The sequence below is a fragment of the Rhizobium sp. BK650 genome (assembly GCF_014195325.1).
GTDB lineage: Bacteria > Pseudomonadota > Alphaproteobacteria > Rhizobiales > Rhizobiaceae > Rhizobium.
This window is the reverse complement of the sequence record NZ_JACIBK010000007.1, coordinates 312,383-337,872: the sequence shown is the minus strand read 5'-3', so window position 1 is coordinate 337,872 and position 25,490 is coordinate 312,383. Positions and strand designations below refer to the sequence as shown.

Annotated in this window: 22 protein-coding genes; 13 read left to right on the top strand and 9 right to left on the bottom strand. The window is 59.3% G+C overall.

Annotated features, from left to right (window positions below):
- Positions 1-32: 32 nt before the first annotated feature.
- From FHX15_RS19215 to coaD, 3 genes are read right to left on the bottom strand one after another with little or no spacing between them, the layout of a single operon-like run.
- The gene (locus tag FHX15_RS19215; RefSeq protein WP_184399896.1) at positions 33-542 is read right to left on the bottom strand and encodes a peptidylprolyl isomerase; all 510 of its coding nucleotides are present in this window, start codon (positions 540-542) and stop codon (positions 33-35) included.
- A gap of 25 nt (positions 543-567) precedes the next feature.
- On the bottom strand, positions 568-1,140 hold the full coding sequence (locus FHX15_RS19210) for a peptidylprolyl isomerase (RefSeq protein WP_184399894.1): 573 nt from the start codon (positions 1,138-1,140) through the stop codon (positions 568-570).
- Positions 1,141-1,165: 25 nt separating this feature from the next.
- Positions 1,166-1,660 carry a pantetheine-phosphate adenylyltransferase gene (gene coaD / locus FHX15_RS19205; protein ID WP_184399892.1) on the bottom strand — a complete coding sequence of 165 codons (495 nt, stop codon included), beginning with the start codon at positions 1,658-1,660 and terminating at the stop codon, positions 1,166-1,168.
- 90 nt (positions 1,661-1,750) lie between these two features.
- On the opposite strand from coaD, the gene FHX15_RS19200 reads away from it, so the two are divergent.
- The 3 genes from FHX15_RS19200 (at position 1,751) to FHX15_RS31490 (ending at position 2,503) form a co-directional block, all read left to right on the top strand.
- Positions 1,751-2,023, top strand: coding sequence for a hypothetical protein (locus FHX15_RS19200; protein WP_184399890.1), 273 nt, complete (start codon positions 1,751-1,753; stop codon positions 2,021-2,023).
- 98 nt (positions 2,024-2,121) lie between these two features.
- The gene (locus FHX15_RS19195; RefSeq protein ID WP_184399934.1) at positions 2,122-2,331 is read left to right on the top strand and encodes a hypothetical protein; all 210 of its coding nucleotides are present in this window, start codon (positions 2,122-2,124) and stop codon (positions 2,329-2,331) included.
- Between the two features lie 37 nt (positions 2,332-2,368).
- Entirely contained in the window at positions 2,369-2,503 is a 135-nt protein-coding gene (locus FHX15_RS31490) for a hypothetical protein (RefSeq protein WP_281413820.1), read from the top strand.
- Positions 2,504-2,880: 377 nt separating this feature from the next.
- Here the strand turns inward: FHX15_RS31490 and gyrA are convergent, their stop codons facing one another.
- On the bottom strand, positions 2,881-5,682 hold the full coding sequence (gyrA, locus tag FHX15_RS19190; RefSeq protein ID WP_184399888.1) for a DNA gyrase subunit A: 2,802 nt from the start codon (positions 5,680-5,682) through the stop codon (positions 2,881-2,883).
- Positions 5,683-5,907: 225 nt separating this feature from the next.
- Here gyrA and FHX15_RS19185 point away from each other — a divergent pair, with 225 nt between their 5' ends.
- Complete coding sequence (locus FHX15_RS19185; protein WP_184399886.1) at positions 5,908-6,555, top strand: MarC family protein; 648 nt, start codon at positions 5,908-5,910, stop codon at positions 6,553-6,555.
- Between the two features lie 47 nt (positions 6,556-6,602).
- Here the strand turns inward: FHX15_RS19185 and FHX15_RS19180 are convergent, their stop codons facing one another.
- Positions 6,603-7,148 carry a single-stranded DNA-binding protein gene (locus FHX15_RS19180; RefSeq protein WP_184399884.1) on the bottom strand — a complete coding sequence of 182 codons (546 nt, stop codon included), beginning with the start codon at positions 7,146-7,148 and terminating at the stop codon, positions 6,603-6,605.
- Between the two features lie 255 nt (positions 7,149-7,403).
- On the opposite strand from FHX15_RS19180, the gene uvrA reads away from it, so the two are divergent.
- From uvrA to FHX15_RS19165, 3 genes are read left to right on the top strand one after another with little or no spacing between them, the layout of a single operon-like run.
- Positions 7,404-10,328 carry an excinuclease ABC subunit UvrA gene (gene uvrA / locus FHX15_RS19175; protein WP_184399882.1) on the top strand — a complete coding sequence of 975 codons (2,925 nt, stop codon included), beginning with the start codon at positions 7,404-7,406 and terminating at the stop codon, positions 10,326-10,328.
- The gene (locus FHX15_RS19170; protein ID WP_184399880.1) at positions 10,325-10,786 is read left to right on the top strand and encodes a GNAT family N-acetyltransferase; all 462 of its coding nucleotides are present in this window, start codon (positions 10,325-10,327) and stop codon (positions 10,784-10,786) included. Before uvrA ends, FHX15_RS19170 begins: the two co-directional genes overlap by 4 nt.
- A gap of 24 nt (positions 10,787-10,810) precedes the next feature.
- Entirely contained in the window at positions 10,811-11,617 is an 807-nt protein-coding gene (locus FHX15_RS19165; RefSeq protein ID WP_184399878.1) for a DUF72 domain-containing protein, read from the top strand.
- Positions 11,618-11,621: 4 nt separating this feature from the next.
- Here FHX15_RS19165 and FHX15_RS19160 read toward each other — a convergent pair whose 3' ends face one another.
- Complete coding sequence (locus tag FHX15_RS19160) at positions 11,622-13,094, bottom strand: NAD(P)H-hydrate dehydratase (protein ID WP_184399876.1); 1,473 nt, start codon at positions 13,092-13,094, stop codon at positions 11,622-11,624.
- 344 nt (positions 13,095-13,438) lie between these two features.
- Here FHX15_RS19160 and FHX15_RS19155 point away from each other — a divergent pair, with 344 nt between their 5' ends.
- The 3 genes from FHX15_RS19155 (at position 13,439) to hspQ (ending at position 15,751) form a co-directional block, all read left to right on the top strand.
- Positions 13,439-13,777 (top strand): P-II family nitrogen regulator, encoded by a 339-nt coding sequence (locus tag FHX15_RS19155; protein WP_003539626.1) that lies wholly within the window; start codon positions 13,439-13,441, stop codon positions 13,775-13,777.
- An 80-nt stretch (positions 13,778-13,857) separates the two neighbouring features.
- Positions 13,858-15,267 (top strand): type I glutamate--ammonia ligase, encoded by a 1,410-nt coding sequence (glnA, locus tag FHX15_RS19150; protein WP_184399874.1) that lies wholly within the window; start codon positions 13,858-13,860, stop codon positions 15,265-15,267.
- 154 nt (positions 15,268-15,421) lie between these two features.
- The gene (gene hspQ / locus FHX15_RS19145; protein ID WP_132651471.1) at positions 15,422-15,751 is read left to right on the top strand and encodes a heat shock protein HspQ; all 330 of its coding nucleotides are present in this window, start codon (positions 15,422-15,424) and stop codon (positions 15,749-15,751) included.
- A gap of 115 nt (positions 15,752-15,866) precedes the next feature.
- Here hspQ and FHX15_RS19140 read toward each other — a convergent pair whose 3' ends face one another.
- Positions 15,867-16,538, bottom strand: a complete 672-nt coding sequence (locus FHX15_RS19140) for an invasion associated locus B family protein (protein ID WP_184399873.1) — start codon at positions 16,536-16,538, stop codon at positions 15,867-15,869.
- A 286-nt stretch (positions 16,539-16,824) separates the two neighbouring features.
- Here FHX15_RS19140 and FHX15_RS19135 point away from each other — a divergent pair, with 286 nt between their 5' ends.
- Positions 16,825-18,627 carry an extracellular solute-binding protein gene (locus tag FHX15_RS19135; RefSeq protein WP_184399871.1) on the top strand — a complete coding sequence of 601 codons (1,803 nt, stop codon included), beginning with the start codon at positions 16,825-16,827 and terminating at the stop codon, positions 18,625-18,627.
- 126 nt (positions 18,628-18,753) lie between these two features.
- Positions 18,754-19,425, top strand: a complete 672-nt coding sequence (locus tag FHX15_RS19130; protein ID WP_184399869.1) for a DsbA family oxidoreductase — start codon at positions 18,754-18,756, stop codon at positions 19,423-19,425.
- A gap of 58 nt (positions 19,426-19,483) precedes the next feature.
- On the opposite strand, the gene mfd is transcribed toward FHX15_RS19130, so the two are convergent.
- Together mfd and FHX15_RS19120 are read right to left on the bottom strand one after the other, a co-directional pair.
- Positions 19,484-22,990, bottom strand: a complete 3,507-nt coding sequence (mfd, locus tag FHX15_RS19125) for a transcription-repair coupling factor (RefSeq protein ID WP_184399867.1) — start codon at positions 22,988-22,990, stop codon at positions 19,484-19,486.
- A complete protein-coding gene (locus tag FHX15_RS19120; protein WP_184399865.1) occupies positions 22,990-23,289 on the bottom strand; it encodes a succinate dehydrogenase assembly factor 2 in 300 nt (99 codons plus the stop codon). The genes mfd and FHX15_RS19120 overlap by 1 nt, the downstream gene beginning before the upstream one ends.
- Before the next feature lie 93 nt (positions 23,290-23,382).
- Here FHX15_RS19120 and recG point away from each other — a divergent pair, with 93 nt between their 5' ends.
- On the top strand, positions 23,383-25,488 hold the full coding sequence (gene recG, locus FHX15_RS19115) for an ATP-dependent DNA helicase RecG (RefSeq protein ID WP_184399863.1): 2,106 nt from the start codon (positions 23,383-23,385) through the stop codon (positions 25,486-25,488).
- Positions 25,489-25,490: the final 2 nt, after the last annotated feature.

Sequence of the window (25,490 nt, the reverse complement as noted above, 5' to 3'; positions counted from 1 at the left end):
CGCGCAAGGGCGGGTTCCAGCAGAAATCACAATCAGACGTCGGCGGCAACCCGCATCGAGACGATCGAATCTGGATCGGAGACGGGCTCACCCTTCTTGATCTTGTCCACGTTATCCATGCCTTCGATGACCTGACCCCAGACCGAGTACTGCTTGTTCAGCCACGGAGCGTCGGTGAAGCAGATAAAGAACTGGGAGTTCGCCGAGTTCGGGTTCTGCGAACGGGCCATCGAGCAGGTGCCGCGGACATGCGGCGTTGCCGAAAATTCGGCCTTCAGGTCGTCCTTGGAAGAACCACCCATGCCGGCACGGCCCGGGTTGAAGTTCTCGCCACCCTTCTTGCCGAACTCCACGTCGCCGGTCTGCGCCATGAAATCGGCGATGACGCGGTGAAAAACGACGCCGTCATAGGCCTTCTCGCGGGCGAGTTCCTTGATGCGCTTGACGTGCTCTGGGGCGACCTGCGGCAGAAGCTGGATGACAACTTTGCCCTTGGTGGTTTCCAGAATGATGGTGTTTTCCGGATCCTTGATCTCGGCCATTGTCATTCTCCTTCTCGTCTTGAACTTACTTCTTGCCCAGCGTGACCTTGATCATGCGGTCGGGATTGCTGACTTCGCCGTTCTGGCCTTCGCCCTTCTTGATCTTGTCGACATTTTCCATGCCAGAAACAACCTTGCCGACGACCGTGTATTGACCGTTCAGGAAGGAGCCATCGGCGAACATGATGAAGAACTGTGAATTGGCGGAGTTCGGATCCTGCGCACGCGCCATGCCAACCGTACCGCGGACGAAGGGCGTCTTGGAGAATTCCGCCGGAAGATCGGGCAGGTCGGAACCGCCGGTGCCGGCAAGGCTTGCATCGAAGTTCTTTTCCATGTTGCCATACTTCACATCGCCGGTCTGGGCCATGAAGCCGGGGATGACGCGGTGGAAGGCGACATTGTCATATTCGCCCTTCTTCACCAGCGCCTCGATCTGCGCCACGTGCTTCGGCGCCACATCAGGCATCAACTGAATGACAACCGGACCGCTCTTCAACTGGATAGTGACATAATGATCGGCGGCCTGCGCGAAGGCGTCGCCTGCGAAGGAGACGAGATAAAGCACGCCGGCAAATGCAAGATGGAAGAGTTTCATGTGTGCTCCGTTGAGGCGTTGCCGACTAGGCTTTGCGCTTGGATTTCAGTGCTTGCAAGACGGCTGTCGGCACGAAGGCGCTGACATCGCCGCCCATAGCTGCGATCTGTCGCACCAATGTGGCGGTAATGGGCCGCGAGGCCGTGCCTGCCGGCAGAAAAATGGTCTGGATATCGGGCGCCATCTGCCGGTTCATGCCGGCCATCTGCATTTCATAATCGAGATCGGTGCCGTCACGCAGGCCGCGGATCAGCAGACTTGCATGATGCAGGCGGGCGGCATCGACGACGAGATTATCGAACGAGACGACATCGATATGTGCACTCTTTTCCGGCAGCACCTCCGCCAGCGACGCACGGATCAACGCAGCCTTCTCGTCGAACGAAAATAATGGTGCCTTCCCGGGGTGTATGCCGATCGCGACAATCACTTTCTCGGCAACGTTGAGCGCCTGTACCAGTACGTCAACGTGTCCATTGGTGATCGGGTCGAAGGACCCCGGATAGAAAGCTGTCGTCATCTGGCCCGGCCGTTTGTTTCACGCCTTTTGTCATGGAAGCCTCTTTGCCGCAAGTCATTTAGCCGTGCCGCTGAGGCGGCTGAATGATGAATGAACGGAGCGTTCAAGGCCTGCTCAGATGCGATCTGTTTTACTCGGACCATCAGCGCAAACGCCGCCGGTCCCGGCAGCGTCGCTCCCGGAAAGACCCTGATCATGCTGATTATCCTGATTGCAATGGCCGTTAGTTTCTCGCTGATTGCAGAACTTTTCTACGGTTATGTCGCTAATCGGCGCCAGCTTTGGGTCCGACGGGATATCAACGAACATGCGGCCATCATGCGTCAGGTTGGCGGCATGCGTTCTAATCGATTTGAATTCTGAACGGCAGATGAACAAGGCATTCAAGGTCGCTTCAGAACACGGTTGGTAAACCCCCCGTCAACATCCGACGGGAACCATTTTAAGACGGATGCGTTCACTTGATCGACACATACGAAATGCGGAAGCGCGGCAGGAAGGGAATGAACATGCCTGGCAAGATCGCCATGATTAACGTGCTTTGGATGGTAATGGTAACGGGCATGCTGACTGCCACAATCGCTCTCTATGACAGCCAGAAGATTAATGTTTCCAAGGTATATGGCCCCTATGCTTCGGCTCGCTCCGTAAGCGTTCTCGGCCAGTACTGAGGAGCAGGAACGCAACTCTCCAGAAAGGAACGCCACCATGTTCACGATCCTGACAGTCCTGACAGCACTCATCAGCATCATGTTCATAGTGTCGGTGACCTCGACGATTTCCGCGCTGCGCCGTGAGAGCAAAGAAGGAAAGTCGCTGAAGGAGAGGCATAGCGTCTTTTAAGCACGACTCCTGAACCGGAAGTAGAAATACAGAAATACAAGCCGGATGTTCTGCATCCGGCTTTTTTCATGTCGACGACATGGCGCAGCGCGAGGCCGCTCTTTCGCAGCGGCAGGGGATCCGGGTCGATGTCAGCTCTGCCGCGTCATCGAGAATGGTCATGTCATCTTCAGCGGGAAGTTCTACAGGGAGGGCCGAACGGAATCGCTTTGCGGCTCTGCCAGAAGCCGTCCCGCAGCAACACCGCCGCTGCCGAATGCCGGCCCGCACCCCTCGCCTCGTCCACCTGCCCACAACATCAACCGGCAAGCTCTTCATAGTGCAATAAAAAAACCGGGCGGCAGAGGCCGCCCGGTTTGCGAAGTGAATGTGGTGAATTATTCAGTCGATGGGGTTTCGTCAGCTTCGCCCGAGACAGGAGCTTCGCCATCGGAAACTACGGCTTCGTCACCGTTTTCCGCTGTCTCTTCTTCCTCCGGCTCGCTGATGCGCTCGACGGAGACAACCTTCTCGTCCTTGGCAGTGGAGAAGATCGTGACACCCTTGGTAGCGCGGCTGGCGATACGGATGCCGCCGACCGGAACGCGGATCAGCTGGCCGCCATCCGAGACGAGCATGATCTGGTCGCCGTCGTCGATAGGGAAGGCGGCGACGAGTTCGCCGATCTCGCCCGTTTTCGACGTGTCAGTGGCGCGGATACCCTTGCCCCCGCGGCCGGAGATGCGGAAATCGTAAGAGGACGAGCGTTTGCCGAAGCCCTTTTCCGAGACCGTCAGCACGAACTGCTCGCGTGCCTTCAGCTCTTCGTAGCGTTCGTCGGAGAGCTGTCCCCCTTCGGTGACTTCTTCACCGACCAGAGCGATATCCTCTTCGTCCACGCCCGTCGCACGACGCTCGGCGGCCGAGCGTTTGAGATAAGCAGCACGCTCCCACGGCTCGGCATCGACATGGCCGACGATCGTCATCGAAATGATGCGATCGCCATCGCCGAGGTTGATGCCGCGCACACCGATCGAGTTGCGGCCGGCAAAGACGCGGACATCATCGACCGGGAAGCGGATGCACTGGCCGAGTGCAGTCGTGAGAAGGACGTCGTCCTGATCCGTGCAAGTCTCGACGGAGAGGATTTCATCACCCTCCTCGTCCAGCTTCATGGCGATCTTGCCGTTGCGATTCACCTGGACGAAATCCGACAGCTTGTTGCGGCGAACCGTGCCGCGCGTCGTCGAGAACATGACGTCGAGATTATCCCAGCTGTCCTCATCCTCGGGCAGCGGTAGGATCGTCGTAATGCGTTCGCCGGGTTCGAGCGGCAGCATGTTGATGAGCGCCTTGCCACGCGAGGTCGGCGTGCCGATGGGTAGGCGCCAGACCTTTTCCTTATAGACGATGCCGCGTGACGAGAAGAACAGAACAGGCGTGTGAGTGTTGACCACAAATAGCCGGCTTACAAAATCTTCGTCGCGCGTGGTCATGCCGGAGCGGCCCTTGCCACCGCGGCGCTGCGCACGATAGGTCGTCAACGGCACGCGCTTGATATAGCCGAGATGCGAGACGGTCACGACCATGTCTTCGCGGGCGATGAGGTCTTCATCGTCCATTTCGAGACCGCCGTCGATGATCTCGGTGCGGCGCGGTGTGCCGAACTCGTCGCGAACGGCAATCAGCTCGTCCTTGACGATGGTCTGGATGCGGACACGCGACGAGAGGATATCGAGGTAGTCCTTGATTTCCTCGCCTATCTTATTGAGTTCATCGCCGATTTCGTCGCGGCCGAGGGCCGTCAAACGAGCGAGACGCAACTCGAGGATCGCGCGGGCCTGCTCTTCCGAGAGATTGTAGGTCAAGTCTTCGTTGATGCGGTGGCGCGGATCGTCGATAAGACGGATCAGGCTTTCGACATCCTCCGCCGGCCAGCGACGGGTCATCAGTTCTTCACGGGCCGACTGCGGGTCGGGCGCCTGGCGGATGACGCGGATGACTTCGTCGATATTGGCAACGGCAATTGCCAGACCGACCAAGACGTGGGCGCGTTCGCGCGCCTTGCGGAGGAGGAATTTCGTTCTCCGGCTAACGACTTCCTCGCGGAAGGACACGAAAGCGCGGAGCATGTCGAGCAGCGTCAACTGTTCCGGCTTGCCGCCGTTTAGCGCCACCATGTTGCAGCCGAAGGAGGTCTGTAGCGGCGTGTAGCGATAGAGCTGGTTCAGAATGACGTCGGCATTGGCGTCGCGCTTCAGCTCAACGACAACGCGGTAGCCTTGGCGGTCGGACTCGTCGCGCAGATCCGAGATGCCTTCGATGCGCTTTTCGCGCACCAGTTCGGCCATCTTCTCGATCATCGTCGCCTTGTTCACCTGATAGGGGATTTCGGTGATGATGATCTGTTCACGGTCGCCACGCATCGGCTCGATGGTGGCGACACCGCGCATAACGACGGAACCGCGGCCGGTTTCGTAGGCTGAACGGATGCCGGAGCGGCCGAGAATCTTGGCTCCTGTCGGGAAGTCGGGCCCAGGAATGATCTGCATCAGTTCCGGCAGCTCGATCGCCGGATCATTGATCAGCGCAATACAGCCGTCGATGACTTCCGAAAGGTTATGCGGCGGAATGTTGGTCGCCATGCCGACGGCAATGCCGCCCGCACCATTGACCAGCAGGTTCGGGAACTTGGCTGGGACCACGACCGGCTCGGAGAGCGTGCCGTCATAGTTGTCGCGGAAGTCGACCGTTTCCTTGTCGAGGTCGTCGAGCAGCGAATGGGCGGCCTTCTGCAGGCGGCATTCGGTGTAACGTTCGGCCGCCGGAGGGTCGCCATCGACAGAACCGAAATTGCCCTGGCCGTCGATGAGCGGCAGGCGGAGCGACCAGTCCTGCGCCATGCGTGCGAGCGCATCGTAAATCGCTGCGTTGCCATGGGGATGGTATTTACCCATCACGTCCCCGGTGACGCGGGCGCATTTGACGTATTTCTTGTTCCAGTCGATGCCGAGCTCGGACATGCCGTAGAGGATGCGCCGATGCACGGGCTTCAAGCCGTCGCGCACGTCGGGAAGCGCGCGGGACACGATAACGCTCATCGCGTAATCGAGATACGACCGCTGCATTTCCTCCATAATGGAGATCGGCTCGATGCCTGGCGGGAGCTTCCCGCCGCCGGGGGGTGTTTGCTCAGTCAAAACGGTTCACGTTCTCTTCTAGAATCACTCGAAGATCTATAGCGGAAAGCCTGTTCCCGCGCCAATTTGGCCAGGGGTTTTGAACAGGCTTTTGCGGTCGAAAGAGGGCAAATCGAGGCTTTTGCCCATGGGCAGGAGGCAATCGACGATCATGTATTTGCCAAATGAAGAGCCGCACATCACAATCATCAAAAACAAGCATCTATATGGGGTTTTGGACAAGCGATGGCAAGCGCCGACCAATTAATCAACGCGTTCACGACGCTGCTCGTCACCATCGATCCACCGGGGCTCGCCCCGCTCTTTCTCGGCCTCACAGTCGGCATGAGCCGCCCGGAGCGAAAGCAGGTGGCGCTGCGCGGCACCACAATCGCCTTCATCATCCTTGCCGTTTTCGCGCTATTCGGCTCCAGCGTGCTCGGCGTGCTCGGCATTTCGATCGGCGCCTTCCGGCTCGCGGGCGGATTGCTGCTCTTCTGGATCGCTTTCGAAATGGTGTTCGAGCGGCGCCAGGACCGCAAGGAAAAGACCACGGAAGTGGCGATCACCAAGGATCATATCGAGAATATCGCCGTATTCCCCCTAGCCCTGCCGCTGATTGCCGGGCCAGGAGCCATTTCGGCGACGATCTTGCTCGGAGGGACCCTGCCCTCCACGGTCGGGCGGGCGCAATTGATCGGCGTCATCGCGGGCTGCCTCTTGATCACACTAATGGTGCTCTTCCTCGCCGACCGGCTCGACCGCTTCCTCGGCGTGACCGGCCGGGCGATCCTCACCCGCCTTCTGGGCGTGATCCTTGCCGCACTTGCGGCCCAGTTCGTCGTGGACGGGGCAAAATCAGCACTCAATCTGATCAGCGCCACGCCCCATTGAAAACGGCGCCCAGGGGCGCCGCTAAGTTCATTTCTTGAGAGCGTCGATCAGAACGGAATGTCATCGTCGAGATCGCGCGAGAAGTTGCCGCCTCCGCCGCCGGTGCTGCCGCCACGATTGCCGCCGCCGCTGCGACCGCCGCCGGAGGACTGGCCAGAGCCGTAATCGTCACCATAGCCGCCACCGAAGTCATCGCCACCACGACCGCCGCCGAAGCCGGAGCCAGCACCGCCGCCTTCGCCACGACCGTCGAGCATGGTGAGGGTCGAATTGAAGCCCTGCAGCACGATTTCCGTCGAATAACGGTCGTTGCCGTTCTGGTCCTGCCACTTGCGGGTCTGCAGCGCGCCTTCGATATAGAGCTTGGCGCCCTTCTTTACATACTGCTCGACGACCTTGCAGAGACCTTCGTTAAAGACGACGACGGTGTGCCATTCGGTCTTTTCGCGGCGCTCACCGGAATTGCGGTCACGCCAGGTTTCCGAGGTCGCGATGCGGAGATTGGCGATCGGCCGGCCATCCTGCGTGCGCCGGATTTCGGGATCGGCGCCAACGTTTCCGATCAGAATTACCTTATTCACACTGCCAGCCATATCATTCACCTTACTGCCGCCCTGCCCGGCGGCGTTTAAAAATCATCGGCGCACCTTAAACCATAGAGGACCGGCGGTGCGTATCCAGGTCGTCTTAATCCACAAGGAATTTTGTTCTTTATTTGTTCTAATTATTCACTATGATCCTGTCAACAGAATCGAAAACCTTTGTCGTACCGGATATTCAGCCTCGACTCGCCCGCTGGCATCACTAAATAAGGGCTGTTATTCCCCGAACGACTTGAAGCAGAGACGATGAGCGAACTGAAGACGATCTCCATCCGCGGCGCGCGCGAGCATAATCTGAAGGGCATAGACCTCGATCTGCCGCGCAACAAGCTGATCGTCATGACCGGTCTTTCCGGTTCCGGCAAATCTTCCCTCGCCTTCGACACGATCTATGCCGAGGGTCAACGCCGCTATGTCGAAAGCCTTTCGGCCTATGCGCGCCAATTCCTGGAAATGATGCAGAAGCCCGATGTCGACCAGATCGACGGGCTTTCGCCAGCCATCTCGATCGAACAGAAAACGACCTCGCGCAACCCGCGCTCGACGGTCGGCACCGTTACCGAAATTTACGACTATATGCGCCTGCTTTTTGCGCGCGTCGGCGTTCCCTATTCGCCTGCCACGGGCTTACCGATCGAAAGCCAGACGGTCAGCCAGATGGTCGACCGGGTGCTCGCTTTCGAGGAAGGCACGCGTCTTTATATTCTTGCGCCGATGATCCGCGGCCGTAAGGGCGAGTACAAGAAGGAACTGGCGGAGCTCATGAAAAAGGGCTTCCAGCGCGTCAAGGTAGACGGCCAGTTCTACGAGATCGCCGATGCGCCTGTCCTCGACAAGAAATATAAGCACGATATCGACGTCGTCATCGACCGTATCGTCGTGCGACCCGACATGGCCTCGCGCCTGGCCGACAGTTTCGAGACGGCATTGAAGCTCGCCGATGGGCTTGCCGTCGCGGAATTTGCCGACAAGCCGCTTCCTTCAGAGGAAACCGCGGCTGGCGGCTCGGCCAACAAGTCGCTCAACGAGACGCATGAGCGCGTGCTGTTTTCGGAAAAGTTTGCCTGCCCGGTCTCCGGCTTCACCATTCCCGAGATCGAGCCGCGACTCTTCTCGTTCAACAACCCATTCGGCGCCTGTCCGACCTGCGACGGCCTCGGCTCACAGCAGAAGATCGACCCTGATCTCATCGTGCCGGAGCCGGAACGGACGCTGCGCGACGGGGCCATTGCGCCTTGGGCCAAGTCCACTTCGCCCTATTACAACCAAACGCTCGAAGCGCTCGGCAAACATTTCGGTTTCAAGCTCGGCAGCCGGTGGAGCGATCTTTCGGAAAGGGCCAGAGATGTCATCCTGAACGGCACCGAGGAGAAGATCGAATTCCATTATGCCGATGGCGCGCGTTCCTACACGACCTCCAAGAATTTCGAGGGCATCGTGCCCAATCTCGAGCGACGCTGGAAGGAAACCGATTCCGCCTGGGCGCGCGAGGATATCGAGCGTTTCATGTCGGCCGCTCCCTGCCCGGCCTGCAACGGTTTCCGACTGAAGCCGGAAGCGCTGGCGGTCAAGATCAACAAACTGCATATCGGCGAAGTTACGCAAATGTCGATCCGCGTCGCACGCGACTGGTTCGAAGGGCTGCCGGGGACGTTCAACGCCAAGCAAAACGAAATCGCCGTACGTATCCTGAAGGAAATCCGCGACCGCCTTCGGTTCCTCAATGATGTGGGTCTCGAATATCTCAGCCTGTCGCGCAATTCCGGCACGTTGTCGGGCGGCGAGAGCCAGCGTATCCGCCTTGCCTCACAGATCGGCTCGGGCCTGACCGGCGTTCTCTATGTGCTCGACGAGCCATCGATCGGCCTGCATCAGCGCGACAATGCCCGGCTGCTCGATACGCTGAAGCACCTGCGCGACATCGGCAATACGGTCATTGTCGTCGAACATGACGAAGACGCGATCCTGACGGCCGACGATGTCGTCGACATCGGCCCGGCAGCCGGTGTGCATGGCGGCCAAGTGGTGGCTCATGGCACGCCGCAGGAGATCATGGCCAATCCGAAGTCGCTGACCGGCAAATATCTGTCGGGCGAACTCGGTGTTGCGCTGCCTGAAGAACGGCGCAAGCCGAAGAAGGGCAAGGAGATCAAGGTCGTCGGCGCGCGCGGCAACAATCTGAAAAATGTCACGGCGGCCATCCCGCTCGGAGTCTTCACGGCTGTGACGGGTGTATCGGGCGGCGGCAAGTCTACCTTCCTGATCGAAACGCTCTATAAGTCGGCGGCGCGCCGCGTCATGGGCGCACGCGAGATCCCTGCCGATCACGACCGCATCGACGGCTTCGAACATATCGACAAGGTGATCGATATCGACCAGTCGCCGATCGGGCGCACGCCGCGATCTAACCCGGCCACCTATACCGGCGCCTTCACGCCGATCCGTGACTGGTTTGCCGGCCTTCCGGAAGCAAAGGCGCGCGGCTACCAGCCCGGGCGCTTCTCTTTCAACGTCAAAGGTGGCCGCTGTGAAGCCTGCCAGGGCGACGGCGTCATCAAGATCGAGATGCACTTTCTGCCCGACGTCTACGTCACCTGTGATGTCTGCCACGGCAAGCGCTACAATCGAGAAACGCTCGACGTGACCTTCAAGGGCAAGTCGATATCCGACGTGCTGGACATGACGGTGGAAGAAGGCGTGGAATTCTTCGCTGCGGTTCCTGCGGTGCGGGACAAACTGCAATCGCTCTTCGATGTCGGCCTCGGTTATATCAAGGTCGGCCAGCAGGCCAACACGCTTTCGGGCGGCGAGGCGCAGCGCGTCAAGCTTGCCAAGGAGCTGTCGAAGCGCTCGACCGGTCGCACGCTCTATATTCTCGACGAGCCGACAACCGGTCTGCACTTCCACGACGTTGCCAAGCTTCTGGAAATGCTGCACGAGCTGGTCAACCAAGGCAATTCGGTCGTTGTCATCGAGCACAATCTCGAGGTTATCAAGACCGCCGACTGGATCCTCGATTTCGGCCCGGAAGGTGGGGACGGCGGAGGAGAGATCGTGGCTGTCGGCACACCCGAGACGATCGTGAAAGAGAAGCGCTCCTATACCGGCCAATTCCTCAAGGAATTGCTGGAGCGGCGGCCAGTCAAGAAGACGGTCGCGGCGGCGGAATGATCATGCGGCTTGCCACGATTGCGGAATTGCCTGTGGTCGTGGCACTGACGACCGCTGCCTATCAGCCTTATACCGACCTGTTTGGCTATCCGCCAATCCCGGTGACGGAAGATTATGCGCCACGGATCGAACGTGGCGAAGTCTGGCTGCGGGATGCCGGTGGCGCTGTAGCCGGGCTTTCGATCGTCGAGCGCCATACCGATCACGTGATGCTGTTCAGCATCGCCGTCTCTCCTGAATTTCAGCGATCGGGACATGGCGTTGCGATGCTCACCTGGCTGGAGGACAAGGCGCGGGAATGGGTCGTGCCGGAAATGCGGCTTTACACCAATGCGCGGATGGAGCGGAACATCGCTCTCTATTCCGCCTTCGGTTTTCAGGAAACGGGTCGCCGGCCCAATCCCTATCGGCCAGGATGGACCGTTGTCGATATGACGAAGAAGGTTGGCGCGATCTGAGCGATCGCAAGCAAGGAGGAACAGATGAGCAAATCGGGCACGATCCGCGTCGGCATTGGCGGCTGGACCTTCGAGCCGTGGCGCGGCCATTTCTTTCCTGACGATCTCAAGCAGAAGGACGAGCTGAACTATGCCAGCCGCCAGCTCAAAGTCATCGAGGTCAACGGCACCTATTACAGCACACAGAAGCCCGCAGTCTTCGCCAAGTGGGCGGCGGACGTGCCCGATGGCTTTATCTTTTCCCTGAAGGCAACGCGCTTTACCACGAACAGGCGCGTGCTTGCCGAGGCCGGTGAATCAATGGAGAAATTCCTTTCCTCCGGCATCAGTGAACTCGGCGCTCACCTGGGGCCCCTACTCTGGCAATTCGCACCGACAAAGAAATTCGATCCCGATGATTTCGAAGCCTTCCTGAAGCTGCTGCCGGAAAAGCAGGACGGGCTGAAGCTGCGCCATGTCGTGGAAGTTCGGCACGATTCATTCAAGGTGCCGGAGTTCATCGCATTGCTCGATAAATATGGTGTGGCTCCCGTCTGCGCCGAGCATTTCGACTATCCGATGATTGCCGACGTGACGGCGGATTTCGTCTACACGCGGCTACAGAAAGGATCGGACGATATTCCGACCTGTTATCCGGAACCGGAGCTGAAGAATTGGGCGAAGCGCCTTGAGAGCTGGGCCGAAGGCAATGTGCCTGATGACCTGCCGCTGATTGACAAGAACAGGAAGGTCAAGACTGAGCCGCGCGATGTTTTTGCCTTCATGATCCACGAAGGCAAAGTCAATGCGCCGCATGGGGCAATCGCGTTGCAGAAGCTGATCGACAGGTAGTCGTTCAGAAGGGCAGCACGCGCGCGGCGAGATCTTCGGCCGTCAGGCCCTTGCCGGCGCGATGCCCTGCCTCGCCGTGCAGCCAGACGGCGGCGGCTGCGGCCTCAAAGGTGGGCAGGCCCTGGGCGAGCAGACCGCCGATAATGCCTGCCAGCACATCGCCGGAGCCGGCGGTTGCAAGCCAAACCGGCGCGTTGGTGTTGATAAGTGCCCGTCCGTCCGGTGAGGCGATGACGCTATCGGCTCCCTTGTAGATAATCGCGGCATTGGAGCGGCGGGCAGCGGCCAATGCCTTGTCCACTTTGCCTGCCCTATTGTCGGCAGCAATATCGGGAAAGAGGCGTGCGAATTCACCGTCATGGGGCGTCAGCACGAGGCGTGGTTCTCCCTTGAACAGTTCGAACAGCGCCTGCGGATCATCCTTGAAAGAGCTGATGCCATCGGCGTCGAGGACCAAATGACGGTCGCTCAGCAGGGACACGAATTTGCGGGCCTTCTTTCCGATGCCGAAACCTGGACCGAGAACAAAGGTCTGAAGTCGTGCATCTTCAAGCCAGACCTTCAATGCAGCCGCGTCCTCGATGGCATACAGCATGATCGCGGTCAAATGCGCACTATTGGCGGCGAGCGCCTCGGTCGGCGCGGCAATGGTCACAAGCCCTGCCCCGGCCTTCAGGCCGGCCATGGCCGACATACGGGCTGCGCCCGTCTTGCTCGCTTCTCCCGAAAACACGACAAGGTGGCCGCGTTTATATTTGTGGGTTTCCATCTGTTCCGCCGGCATGACCGAGCGCCAGACGGCAGGCCCGTTCTCGGCGACCAAGCCCTCCGCCTGTGCTCTGATGATGCGGCCCGGAATGCCGATGTCGAAGACTTCAAGGCTACCGCAAAGTTCCCTGCCTGGCATCAGCAGATGGCCAGGCTTGCGAGTCATGAAGGTCACGGTATGTGAAGCGCGGAAGGCAGCTCCAAGTACAATGCCGGTGTGCCCATCCAGGCCAGAAGGCAAGTCGATGGCGATAACGGGGATTCTTGCCTCGTCCACCTTACGGATCAGAGCGGCCACGTCTGGCGGCACGTCACGCGCGAGGCCGGCGCCGAAGAGACCGTCAACGACGACATCGCCCTGCTGCGGATCATATTGGCCGATGTCCCCTTCCTTCAACGTAACGACCGCCCTCGCACGGGCCGCGTCACCCTTTAGTTTCTCTGGATCGCCGAGATGGAATATCTCCACGCGCGCTCCGCTCTCCTGCAGCAACCGGGCGACCACATAGCCATCACCGCCATTGTTGCCAGGACCGCAAAAAACAGCAAAGCGTGAGGCGCCCGGGTAAAGGCGCAGCGCCGCGGCTGCTACCGCGCCACCCGCCTTTTCCATCAATCCATAGGAATCGATGCCAGACTGCGCTGCAGCCCTATCGGCGGCCGCCATTTCAGCAGGTGTCAGAAGGAGATCGGAAAGGCGCTGGCTCATACTCTCATTCAATTCAAAAAGCGCCTAAAAAACAACCGCATGTTCGCGAAAATAGAAGTCCATATTTTGTGCATTTGCCTATTTTTAAACCGAATCGAGACAGCCATCGTAAAATCGAGGCGAGCAGGATTTTTCCGCATTTTGGGACTTTTTGGCGAAAAAAACGACTTCTCTCACCTTGTTTCTTATCAAAACGACATGCAAACGCCGGCAAACAACGCTTCGCGGATAAAAATCCGGGATTTTTTGACGGAGATGGATTTCAAACTGGCACGATATCTGCATCATATCCCGCGAGCGGGACAGTACCTGCTTTAACAGGAGAAGCGGAGAGACATTTTCTCATGAAAAAGATCGAAGCGATCATTAAGCCTTTCAAGCTGGACGAGGTGAAGGAAGCCCTTCAGGAAGTCGGTCTGCAGGGTATCACTGTCACGGAAGCGAAAGGCTTCGGTCGCCAGAAGGGCCATACCGAGCTCTACCGCGGCGCCGAATATGTCGTCGATTTCCTGCCGAAGGTGAAGGTTGAGGTCGTGCTCGCAGACGAAAACGCGGAGGCCGTCATCGACGCAATCCGCAAAGCCGCGCAGACGGGGCGCATCGGCGACGGAAAGATCTTTGTTTCGAACGTCGAAGAGGTTATTCGCATCCGCACCGGTGAAACCGGTATCGATGCCATCTGACAAGCTTTGCCTGCCGGCAAAGCTCATCTAATCCTCATCGCACATAACGTAACGTCATCACAAAACAGAGGAAGCATCTTATGGCGAGTGCAAGCGAAATCCTGAAGCAGATCAAGGAAAACGACGTAAAGTTCGTCGACCTGCGCTTCACCGACCCCAAGGGCAAGCTGCAGCACGTAACGATGGACGTATCCTGCGTCGATGAAGACATGTTCGCCGACGGCGTCATGTTCGACGGTTCCTCGATCGGCGGCTGGAAGGCCATTAACGAGTCCGACATGGTGCTGATGCCCGATACCGAAACGGTGCACATGGACCCGTTCTTCGCTCAATCGACCATGGTCATCGTATGCGACATCCTCGATCCGGTTTCCGGCGAAGCCTATAACCGCGATCCGCGCGGCACCGCCAAGAAGGCCGAAGCCTATCTGAAGGCATCCGGCATCGGCGACACGATCTTCGTAGGCCCGGAAGCCGAATTCTTCGTCTTCGACGACGTCAAGTACAAGGCTGATCCGTACAATACCGGCTTCAAGCTTGACTCGACCGAACTGCCGTCGAACGACGACACCGACTATGAGACCGGCAACCTCGGCCACCGTCCGCGCGTCAAGGGCGGCTACTTCCCGGTTCCGCCCGTCGACAGCGCCCAGGATATGCGTTCGGAGATGCTGACGGTGCTCTCGGAAATGGGCGTCGTCGTTGAAAAGCACCACCACGAAGTGGCTGCCGCCCAGCACGAGCTCGGCATCAAGTTCGACACGCTCGTTCGCAACGCCGACAAGATGCAGATCTACAAGTACGTCGTTCATCAGGTCGCCAATGCCTATGGCAAGACGGCAACCTTCATGCCTAAGCCGATCTTCGGAGATAACGGCTCAGGCATGCACGTGCACCAGTCAATCTGGAAGGGCGGCAAGCCGACCTTTGCCGGCGACGAATATGCGGGCCTTTCCGAAACCTGCCTCTATTATATCGGCGGCATCATCAAGCATGCCAAGGCGATCAACGCGTTCACCAATCCGTCGACGAACTCCTACAAGCGCCTCGTCCCGGGTTACGAAGCACCGGTTCTGCTCGCTTATTCGGCTCGCAACCGCTCGGCTTCCTGCCGCATTCCGTTCGGCTCCAACCCGAAGGCAAAGCGCGTCGAAGTCCGCTTCCCGGATCCGACCGCAAACCCCTATCTCGCCTTCGCTGCCATGCTGATGGCCGGCCTCGACGGCATCAAGAACAAGATCCATCCCGGCAAGGCCATGGACAAGGACCTCTATGACCTGCCGCCGAAGGAACTGAAGAAGATCCCGACCGTCTGCGGTTCGCTGCGCGAAGCGTTGGAAAGCCTCGACAGGGACCGCAAGTTCCTGACAGCCGGCGGTGTCTTCGATGACGATCAGATCGATGCGTTCATCGAACTGAAGATGGCCGAGGTGATGCGCTTCGAAATGACGCCGCATCCGGTCGAATACGACATGTACTACTCGGCATAAGACAAGAGTTGAAAGCCCCGGTTCACCGGGGCTTTTTTCGATCCGGAGGTCATGAGGGCCGATGGGCAGAGATGACAGTCATGTGACGAATCCCGCAAAAATCTTGATTTGCGGGGGACCGATCACCAAATTGGGTGAGAAAGGAAGTCGTACCATGAAAGAAAGAGTTGCAAAGTTCAGTATAGGCGAAGTGGTCCGGCACAAGGTTTTTCCGTTTCGGGGCGTCATCTTCGACGTTGATCCGGAGTTCGCAAATACGGAGGAATGGTGGAACTCCATTCCCGCAGAAGTCCGCCCTAGCAAGGACCAGCCGTTCTACCATCTGCTCGCCGAAAATGATGACAGCGAATATGTCGCTTACGTTTCCGAGCAGAACCTGGTGAGCGATGAAAGCGACACGCCACTTCGCAATCCGCAGGTCGAACAGATTTTCGACCGCAGCCCGACGGGCCAGTTCAAACCCAAGATGAGCTTCGCCCACTAAGTCGGATCTTATAACTCTCCGTGACAAGGCTCTGCATGTCGGAGCCTTTCTTTTGGCAACAAAAAACCCGGCTCGAAGCCGGGTTTTTCGTCAATTCCTGAGAGGAAAGGCTCTGTTACTGAGCCTTTGCTGCCTTCTGAGCGTCTTCCAGCTTCTTGCGGGCTTCCTCAGCCTTCTTCTGCATGCTGTCCTGCAGACTGCGCTGGCTTTCGGCAAGCTTCGATTCGGAAACCGGTTCGCCGTCATAGGCGCCTGTGAAGCCTTCGAGCGAAACCTTGATCGGGTTCGGAGCGCGGCGGAAGTTGATCGAGGTGAAGACCACGTCCGTGCCCTTCTTGAGGCTTGCGATCATGGCGTCCGTCAGCGGGATTTCAGCCGTGCACTTATCCGGCAGGCAGACGGCGTAGTCGAGCTTCTGAGCCTTACCGCCATCGATCTGCATAGCAATGCCCGGGGGGATCAGGCGTGCGGCAGGAACCGAAACCTGAAGGATCTTCCGGTTGATCTTGCCGGAAACGGAGATCAGGCCAACAGCCGTAACGAGCTGGCCGCCATTGGCGAGAACCAGGTTCTGAACAACGCAGATGTCGTTGTCTTCCTGCTTGCTGCAGGTCTTGTACCAGCCGAGGCGCGGTGCACCGGCGGCCTGTGCGGGAGCGTCGGCCGAAGCCGCCGGAGCCTGGGCGGCCGGGTCCTGTGCGAAGGACGAGACCGGAGCCGAAGCGCCGAAGATCACTGCCATAACGGACAGTGCTGCCCGCATTTTCTTTTCAGACTTGAACATCATAACGAATTCCGTCTCCTGATATCCGTTGCGGGGCTACGTTCGGCCGCCCCAACCACCGGGTTCGTTCGGCACTTCACCTCATGGAAAATTAAGGCAAATGCATGACCCCAAAACTTCGGGTCACGTGTTACATCGCACCGTTGAAGATATCCAGTATTTCTTTGGCAATTTCGCGGGCATTTTGGCACATAGGTAAAGAAAGCCGCGGCTGCGGTTGGAATTGAGCGCTCCCATGCTAACCTTGCGGCGAATCGTGCCCATTGCCGTGCATCAAGGAATTTCAGCAATGCTCCGGATCGCCCTTCTCGCCGCTTTCACGCTGATCGGCAGTGCCGCCGTCGCAGAACCCGTTCACGGCATTGCCATGCATGGTTCACCGGCGTTGCCTGCCGATTACAAGCACTTCCCTTACGTCAATCCTGATGTGAAGAAGGGCGGAAAGATCAACTACGGTGTGGTCGGCACGTTCGACAATCTCAATCCCTTCATCATTAAGAGCAACCGGACGACCGCGCGCGGCATGTGGGATCCGCAGTTCGGCAATCTGGTCTATGAGGCACTGCTGCAGCGTTCCAGCGACGAGCCTTTCACGCTGTATGGTCTGCTGGCCGAAACAGTGGAATGGGACGAGGACCGCAGCTTCGTGCAGTTCAATCTCAATCCGAAGGCCAAATGGTCGGACGGACAGACGGTGACACCTGAAGACGTGATCTTCTCGTTTGAATTGTTGCGCGACAAGGGCCGTCCGCCATATTCCAAACGCCTCGACCTAGTCTCCAAGATGGAGAAGGTCGGCGAACATGGCGTGCGCTTCACCTTCAACGAAAAGGCGGATCGCGAGACGCCGCTGATCTTCGGCCTGTTCCCGGTCCTGCCGAAGCATGCGATCGATGCCGAGACTTTCGACCGAACTACGCTGACGCCGCCCGTTGGATCCGGCCCCTACAAGGTGAAGAGCCTCAAGCCTGGCGAGAGCATCACCTATGAGCGTGACCCGAATTACTGGGGCAAGGATATTCCGTCCAAGGTCGGCATGGACAATTACGACCAGATCACCGTGCAATATTTCCTGCAGGATACGACGTTGTTCGAGTCCTTCAAGAAAGGCGATATCGACATTTATCTCGACGGCAATCCCGGTCACTGGGCCAATGCCTATGATTTCCCGGCTGCACTATCGGGAACCGTCGTGAAGGATGTCTTCCAGCCGAAACTGCCGAGCGGCATGCTGGGCTTCGTCTTCAATACAAGGCGACCGATCTTTGCCGATATCAAGGTGCGTGAAGGCCTGTCGCTGGCCTTCGACTTTGAGTGGGCTAACAAAAACCTGTATTCTGGTGCCTACAAGCGCACGCAAAGCTTCTGGCAAAATTCCGATCTCTCGAGTTTCGGAGTGCCGGCGGATGCGCGTGAATTGGAACTGCTCGGCCCCATCAAGGACCACATCGATCCCGCCATTCTGGACGGCAGCTACAAGCTGCCGGAGACCGACGGCTCGGGACGCGATCGCAAGGTTCTGAAACAGGCCGTCGACCTTCTGAAGCAGGCGGGATACACGATCCAGGGCGGCAAGATGGCGGATTCAAACGGCAAGCAACTTGCCTTCGAGATCATGACGCAGAACCCCGATCAGGAAAAACTCGCTGTCGCCTACCAACGTTCGCTGCAGACGATCGGTGTCGCCGCCTCGATCCGGACCGTCGATGATTCGCAGTACCAGAGCCGGACGAACACCTTCGATTACGACATGATCATGAAGGCCTATACCTCGTCCCTTTCACCCGGGAACGAGCAACTCGGCCGCTGGTCATCCGCCGCGCGGACACGTGAAGGAACGGACAGCTTCGCCGGCGCCAACGATCCCAATCTCGATACGCTGATCGATCATCTGTTACGCGCACGATCCACCGAAGACTTCACGGCGTCCGTACGCTCCTATGACCGGCTGCTGCTTTCCAGCCACTATGTGCTGCCGCTCTACCACATCGATCAGCAATGGGTGGCTCGGAACAAGCGCATCGGCCGTCCCGACACGATGCCACTCTATGGCTACCAGTTGCAGACCTGGTGGGACACGAGCGCGCAATAACCGTATATGCTCACTTTATTCTATTTCCTTTCTCTTGCCTCGACCTTCCTCTAAAGATTGCCGAAAGACATTCTCCAGAGGATTGGGCCGGCCATCATCGAAAGCCGGAGGAAGAAGGAAATCAGAATGGAACGCATCACCATCGACGTTGTCTCCGATGTCGTCTGCCCGTGGTGTTATCTCGGCAAGGCACGGCTGGAGCTGGCAATCGCCGAGGTGCAGGATGAAGTCGGCGTCGACATCAACTGGCGCCCCTATCGGCTCAATCCGGACTATCCGCCCGAAGGCGTCGACCAGAAGAAGATGCTGGAGCAGAAGCTCGGTGGCGCAGAACGCGTGGCGCAGGCGCACAAGATGTTGACCGAATACGGCCGCGAGGTCGGCATCAACTTCAATTTCGAAGCTATCAAGATCGGGCCGAACACGCTTGATGCGCACAGGCTGATCCATTGGGCTGTCGTCGAGGACCGGCAGAAGCAGGAAGCGGTGGTCTCGGCATTGTTCAAGGCGAATTTCGAGGAAGGCCGTAATGTCGGCGATCACGAAGTGCTGCTCGATATTGCCGAGAAGGCTGGCCTGCAGCGCTCAGTCATCGCCGCACTGCTTGCCTCGGACGCAGACAGGGGCGTCATTCTCTCGGAAATCGACGCGGCGCAACGAATGGGCGTCAATGGCGTGCCGTTCTTCATCTTCGACCAGCAATATGCCGTCAGCGGCGCGCAGACGCCGGACGTGCTGGTAGGCGCGCTGCGCGAGATCGCCAAGGCGAAGGCCGAAGCCCACGCCGGGATGAACTGACGCCGGCAATCGCCACATGAAAAAGAAATAGAGGGCAGCCCGGGTCGCCCGGCTGCCCTTAACTTTTTGCGAGCTCTGCAAGCTGCGTCATTATAACGGCAGCCCCTTGAAGGCGCTTTTCCGGCGTCGGCAGATCGCGGGTCAGGAACAGGCTGTGGTCCGGGCGGATCTTCGCCATCGTGCCTTGCTTTCCGATGTAGCCGACGAGATTGGCCGGATTCGGGAATTCCTTGTTGCGGAACTGGACGACCACACCCTTCGGACCGGCATCGAGCTTCTCGACATTGGCCGTGCGGCAGAGCGACTTGATGTAGACGATCTTCAGCAGATGCTGGACTTCAGCCGGCATCGGACCGAAGCGGTCGATCATTTCGGCGCCGAAGCCGTCGATCTCCTTAAGATCAGTGAGTTCGCCAAGGCGGCGATAGAGCGCCATGCGCAGGTGTAGATCCGGCACGTAATTGTCAGGGATCATGACCGGCGTGCCGACGGAGATCTGCGGCGACCAGCCGGTATCGGCGATCTCGTCGATGCCCTTCACTTCAGCAACGGCCTCTTCCAGCATCTGCTGGTAAAGCTCAAAGCCGACTTCCTTGATGTGGCCGGACTGTTCTTCGCCGAGCAGATTGCCGGCGCCGCGGATATCAAGGTCGTGGCTTGCCAGCTGAAAGCCGGCGCCAAGCGTGTCCAGGGACTGCAGCACCTTGAGCCGGCGCTCGGCCGTCGCCGTCAGCACCTTGTTGACCGGCAGCGTGAAGAGCGCGAAGGCGCGCACTTTCGAGCGGCCGACGCGGCCGCGCAGCTGGTAGAGCTGAGCAAGGCCGAACATATCGGCGCGGTGGACGATCAGCGTATTGGCCGTCGGCACGTCAAGGCCGGATTCGACGATGGTGGTCGAGAGCAGCACATCATAACGGCCTTCGTAGAAGGCGTTCATGATGTCTTCCAGCTCTCCGGCCGGCATCTGGCCGTGGGCGACCGCTACCTTCAGCTCCGGCACGTCGGACTGCAGGAAGGCGTGCACATCCGCAAGATCGGCAAGACGCGGGCAGACATAGAAGCTCTGGCCGCCGCGATAGTGCTCGCGCATCAGCGTTTCGCGAATGACGAGACTGTCGAAGGGCGAAATGAAGGTGCGCACCGCCATGCGGTCGACCGGCGGCGTGGTGATGAGCGAGAGTTCGCGCACCCCGGTCATGGCAAGCTGCAGCGTGCGCGGGATCGGCGTTGCCGAGAGCGTCAGCACGTGCACGTCACTCTTAAGCTCCTTCAGGCGCTCCTTGTGCTTGACGCCGAAATGCTGCTCTTCGTCGATGATCAGCAGACCGAGATTGGCAAACTTGATGCCGGCGCCGAGCAGCGCATGCGTGCCGACGACGATATCCGTTTTGCCGTCGGCCACTTCCTTTTTCGTCAGCGCCAACTCCTTGGAGCCGACGAGGCGCGAGGCCTGCTGGATGCGGATCGGCAGACCGCGGAAGCGCTCTGAGAAGGTCTTGAAATGCTGACGGGAGAGCAGCGTCGTCGGCACGACGACGGCGACCTGCACGCCGTTCATGGCAGCGACGAAGGCGGCGCGCAGTGCGACCTCGGTCTTGCCGAAGCCGACGTCGCCGCAGACGAGGCGGTCCATCGGGCGACCGGCGCCGAGATCGCCCCGCACCGCCTCGATGGCGTTTTCCTGATCTTCCGTTTCGTCGTAGGGGAAGCGGGCGGCGAATTCGTCGTAAAGACCTTCCGGCGTCGTCAGCACCGGCGCGTGACGCGTCAGCCGTTCGGCCGCGATGCGGATCAGGGCATCGGCCATATCCAGCAGGCGCTTCTTTAGCTTGGCCTTGCGCATCTGCCATGCGCCGCCACCCAGCTTGTCGAGCGGGACATCGGTGCTTTCGCCGCCGAAACGCGAGAGCAGATCGATGTTTTCGACCGGCAGGAAGAGTTTGGCGTCGTCGGCATATTGCAGTTCGAGGCAGGCATGCGGCGCACCGGCCGCCTCGATGGTCCGCAGGCCGACAAAACGGCCGATACCATGTTCGGCATGGACGACGATCGAGCCTTCGTCGAGGCCAGCAACTTCAGAGATAAAGTCAGCGGCGCGCTTACGGCGGCGGGAACGGCGCACCATACGATCGCCGAGAATGTCCTGCTCGCCGATGACAACGAGGTCGCCGGTTTCGAAACCGGATTCGAGGCTGAGTACCGCTGCTGCCGCCTCGCCTTTCGCTAGACCCGACACGTCCTTCAGGTCGGTGACCGGTTTGACGCGTTCAAGGCCGTGTTCGTTCAGCACCTGCAGCAGGCGTTCCAGCGAACCTTCGGTCCAGGCGGTAATGACAATTTTCGCGCCTCCGGCGCGTCTGTCAGAGATATGCTTGACGACGACGTCGAAGACGTTGATGCGCTCTGCATCGCCGCCCCCTTCGGCATTGGAGCGTGCCCACCGCGGGCCCTGACGCGCGTCGAGATTGACGACGCGGCGAGCTTCCCCTTCATGTTCGTTGAAGGGCGACACACGAATGGTATTGATTGCATCGAGCGTGCGGGCGAAGGTCTTGCTGTCGAGATAGAGCTGGCCGGGCGTGACCGGCTTATAGGGCGTGCCCTGCGCCATCTGCCCCTTGCCCTGTTGGCCGGAGTTCAGGCGAGCATCGTAATAGTCGTAGACGAGTTTGGAGCGTTCTTCGGCCGCTTCGCGCACGGTATGATCGGTAACGATACGAAAGCCGGCGAGGTAATCAAACACCGTATCCAGCTTTTCGTAGAAAAGCGGCAGCCAATGCTCCATGCCGGGATAGCGGCGGCCCTCGGAGACGGCGAGGTAAAGCGCGTCATCGCGGGTGGCGGCACCGAAGGTAGAGAGGTAATTCTTGCGGAAACGGCTGATCGTATCCGGCGTCAGCGTCACCTCGCTCATCGGGTTGAGGTCGAGGGAGCGCACCTGCCCCGTCGTGCGTTGGCTGGCCGGATCGAAACTGCGGATGCTCTCCAGCGTATCGCCGAAGAAATCGAGACGGACGGGCTCTTCCGAACCGGGCACGAAAACGTCGAGAATGCCGCCGCGCACGGCATATTCGCCGACTTCGCGCACGGTTGCGACACGCTCGAAACCATTGCGCTCTAGCCGGCCGGCAATATCATCCATCCGCACCTGATTGCCAGGGCGAGCCGAGAAAGCCAAGCTTTCGATGATGTCCCGCGGCGCCACTTTCTGCAGCAGGGCATTGACCGTCACCAGCACGATTGCCGCATGCGGCTTCTTGTGGTGGGCGATCAGGCCAGAAAGGGCGGCAAGACGCCGTGCCGAGGTATCCGCGCTCGGCGAGACGCGGTCATAAGGAAGACAGTCCCAGGCAGGCAGCGTCAAGACCGGGATGTCGGGGGCGACGAAGCCCAGCATCTGCTCCAGATCGGCCATGCGCTGACCATCCGACAGCACATAGGCGACCGGCGCACCATTGCGGGCGAGTTCGGAAAGCAGCAGCGGCTCCATGCCCGCAGGCACGTTGCCGATCGTCAGCGGCTCGGCGGCGGCTGCGAGCTTTTTGGCATCAAAACCAGGGATCATTACGGCTTCCTGGGCAGGTCGAAATCGGGTTTGTAGGCGGCAATGCGGGCAAACATGGGCGTTTGCAAATGTTCGGGCGTCGGCCAGGTTCCCATGATCCAACGCACAAGGTCATTATCCTCTTCGCCCATGATCGTCTCGAACTCGTCGAGTTCGGCTTCGCTCATGGTGGGAAGTTCGTTCTCAGCAAACTGACCGAAAACAAGGTCCATCTCTCTGATACCGCGGTGCCAGCAGCGGAAAAGAATCCGGCGGCGGCGGGGGTCGAGGCCGGCGCTCGTGAGCGTTACACCTGTCATGGCATCACCTTCCTTGTTGATGCGCCTCTATAGCCCCTGGAAAGCAGCTTGTCAGCCTTGCCAAGGCCCTATTGTTCATCGCATTTTGCACTCATGCGCCCCACCATTCTCGATCCGCTGTTTTCGCCTATTTCGGGCCTTCCAGGTGTCGGCCCGAAGATCTCGGAGCTCTTCGTCAAGCTGCTCGGGCGCGAGTCTCCTGAGGATTGCCGGGTCATCGATCTTCTGTTCCACGCGCCCTACTCGCTGATCGACCGACGTAACCAGCCTGGGATCGCCCGCGCGCCGCAGGGCGCGATCGTCACGATCACGGCGCGCGTCGACCGGCATCAGGCGCCGCCGCGCGGCAATCGCAACATTCCCTATCGTGTGTTCCTGCATGACGAGACTGGTGAATTGGCGCTGGTCTTCTTTCGCGGTCAGGCAGCGTGGCTTGAAAAGCAGCTGCCGATGGACGAGGACGTGACCGTCAGCGGCAAGGTGGATTGGTTCAATGGCCGCGCCTCGATGGTCCACCCCGACTATATCGTCAAGGCGAGCGACGCCGAGAACCTGCCGCTGGTCGAGCCGATCTATCCGTTGACGGCAGGGCTTTCTCCGAAGACGCTACGGAAGATCATCGAGGTGGCGCTGTCGCGCATGCCGGAACTGCCGGAATGGATCGATCTTCCGCTCGCGCAGAAGCAGGGCCTGCCGTCTATCCGTGACAGTTTTCATATGCTGCACGAGCCGCGGGACATTTCTGATATCGATCCGCAGACCCCTGCCCGGCGCAGGCTCGCTTATGACGAATTTCTGGCGGGGCAGCTGTCTCTGGCGCTCGTGCGCCAGCGGCTGCGCAAAGTGGCTGGTCAGCCCGTACATTCTACTGGAGAAATCAGCAACAAGATATTGCAAGGACTTCCCTTTTCCCCAACGCGTAGCCAGACGGAAGCGGTTGCCGATATCCTGAGGGATATGGCTGGTGACGACCGCATGCTGCGGCTTCTACAGGGAGATGTCGGCTCCGGCAAAACGCTGGTTGCACTGCTGTCGATGGCTGCCGTTATCGAGAGTGGTGGCCAGGCCGTGCTGATGGCGCCGACCGAAATCCTCGCCCGGCAGCATCATGCGACGATCTCGAAATTCGCGGCTGCCGCCGGTCTCAACGTCGAGGTGTTGACGGGGCGCACCAAGCGGCGCGAGCGGGAAGATATTCTCGAACGCATCGCCTCGGGCGAAGCCCAGATCATCATTGGCACTCACGCGCTCTTTCAAGATAGTGTCAACTATAAGAACCTGATGTTGGCGGTTGTCGACGAACAGCATCGTTTCGGCGTGCATCAGCGCCTGCGGCTGACGGCAAAGGGTATCTCTCCACATATGCTGGTCATGACCGCAACGCCGATCCCGCGCACCCTGGTGCTGGCCGCCTTCGGCGACATGGATGTCTCGAAACTGACGGAGAAGCCGGCGGGTCGAAAGCCGATCCAGACGATCACGGTGCCGACCGAGCGGACCGGCGAGATCGTCGGGCGGCTGAGGAGTGCGTTGGCCGACGGCAAGAAGGCCTATTGGATCTGTCCGCTGGTCGAGGAATCCGAAGAAGTCGATCTTATGTCGGCGGAGGAGCGGCACGCGACGCTGGTGTCAGCGCTCGGTCCAGGCATCGGTCTCATTCACGGGCGGATGAGCGGGCCGGAGAAAGATGCAGTCATGCTTGCTTTCAAAAGCGGTGAACTGCGGCTGCTGGTAGCCACAACCGTCGTCGAAGTCGGCGTCGATGTGCCGGATGCGACGATCATGGTGATCGAACATGCCGAGCGTTTCGGGCTAGCTCAATTGCACCAGCTTCGCGGCCGTGTCGGACGTGGAGACGAGGCTTCGACCTGCATCCTGCTCTACAAGGGGCCGCTCGGCGAGACGGGTCATGCGCGGCTCTCCATCATGCGCGAGACGGAAGACGGCTTTCGGATTGCGGAAGAGGACCTGAAGCTACGCGGCGAAGGGGAACTTCTGGGTACGCGGCAATCAGGCACGCCGGGTTTTCGTATCGCCAGCCTGGAGGCGCATGCCGATCTATTGGAAATCGCCCGCAAGGATGCGGCCCATCTGATCGAACGCGATGCGGAACTGACGAGCGAGCGTGGGCAGGCAGTGCGCACCCTGCTCTACCTCTTCCGCCGCGACGAGGCCATCCGCTTCCTGCGAGCTGGCTAAAT

Excerpts from the sequence above, each read along its gene's own strand:
- hspQ (WP_132651471.1), top strand. The coding sequence starts at position 15,422 with ATGAAAGAAAGAGTTGCAAAGTTCAGTATAGGCGAAGTGGTCCGGCAC.
- FHX15_RS19140 (WP_184399873.1), bottom strand. The coding sequence starts at position 16,538 with ATGATGTTCAAGTCTGAAAAGAAAATGCGGGCAGCACTGTCCGTTATG.
- FHX15_RS19200 (WP_184399890.1), top strand. The coding sequence starts at position 1,751 with ATGAACGGAGCGTTCAAGGCCTGCTCAGATGCGATCTGTTTTACTCGG.
- FHX15_RS19130 (WP_184399869.1), top strand. The coding sequence starts at position 18,754 with ATGGAACGCATCACCATCGACGTTGTCTCCGATGTCGTCTGCCCGTGG.
- FHX15_RS19210 (WP_184399894.1), bottom strand. The coding sequence starts at position 1,140 with ATGAAACTCTTCCATCTTGCATTTGCCGGCGTGCTTTATCTCGTCTCC.
- FHX15_RS19120 (WP_184399865.1), bottom strand. The coding sequence starts at position 23,289 with ATGACAGGTGTAACGCTCACGAGCGCCGGCCTCGACCCCCGCCGCCGC.
- FHX15_RS19165 (WP_184399878.1), top strand. The coding sequence starts at position 10,811 with ATGAGCAAATCGGGCACGATCCGCGTCGGCATTGGCGGCTGGACCTTC.
- FHX15_RS19185 (WP_184399886.1), top strand. The coding sequence starts at position 5,908 with ATGGCAAGCGCCGACCAATTAATCAACGCGTTCACGACGCTGCTCGTC.
- glnA (WP_184399874.1), top strand. The coding sequence starts at position 13,858 with ATGGCGAGTGCAAGCGAAATCCTGAAGCAGATCAAGGAAAACGACGTA.
- FHX15_RS19135 (WP_184399871.1), top strand. The coding sequence starts at position 16,825 with ATGCTCCGGATCGCCCTTCTCGCCGCTTTCACGCTGATCGGCAGTGCC.
- uvrA (WP_184399882.1), top strand. The coding sequence starts at position 7,404 with ATGAGCGAACTGAAGACGATCTCCATCCGCGGCGCGCGCGAGCATAAT.
- FHX15_RS19170 (WP_184399880.1), top strand. The coding sequence starts at position 10,325 with ATGATCATGCGGCTTGCCACGATTGCGGAATTGCCTGTGGTCGTGGCA.
- FHX15_RS31490 (WP_281413820.1), top strand. The coding sequence starts at position 2,369 with ATGTTCACGATCCTGACAGTCCTGACAGCACTCATCAGCATCATGTTC.
- recG (WP_184399863.1), top strand. The coding sequence starts at position 23,383 with ATGCGCCCCACCATTCTCGATCCGCTGTTTTCGCCTATTTCGGGCCTT.
- mfd (WP_184399867.1), bottom strand. The coding sequence starts at position 22,990 with ATGATCCCTGGTTTTGATGCCAAAAAGCTCGCAGCCGCCGCCGAGCCG.
- coaD (WP_184399892.1), bottom strand. The coding sequence starts at position 1,660 with ATGACGACAGCTTTCTATCCGGGGTCCTTCGACCCGATCACCAATGGA.
- FHX15_RS19215 (WP_184399896.1), bottom strand. The coding sequence starts at position 542 with ATGGCCGAGATCAAGGATCCGGAAAACACCATCATTCTGGAAACCACC.
- FHX15_RS19160 (WP_184399876.1), bottom strand. The coding sequence starts at position 13,094 with ATGAGCCAGCGCCTTTCCGATCTCCTTCTGACACCTGCTGAAATGGCG.
- FHX15_RS19180 (WP_184399884.1), bottom strand. The coding sequence starts at position 7,148 with ATGGCTGGCAGTGTGAATAAGGTAATTCTGATCGGAAACGTTGGCGCC.
- FHX15_RS19155 (WP_003539626.1), top strand. The coding sequence starts at position 13,439 with ATGAAAAAGATCGAAGCGATCATTAAGCCTTTCAAGCTGGACGAGGTG.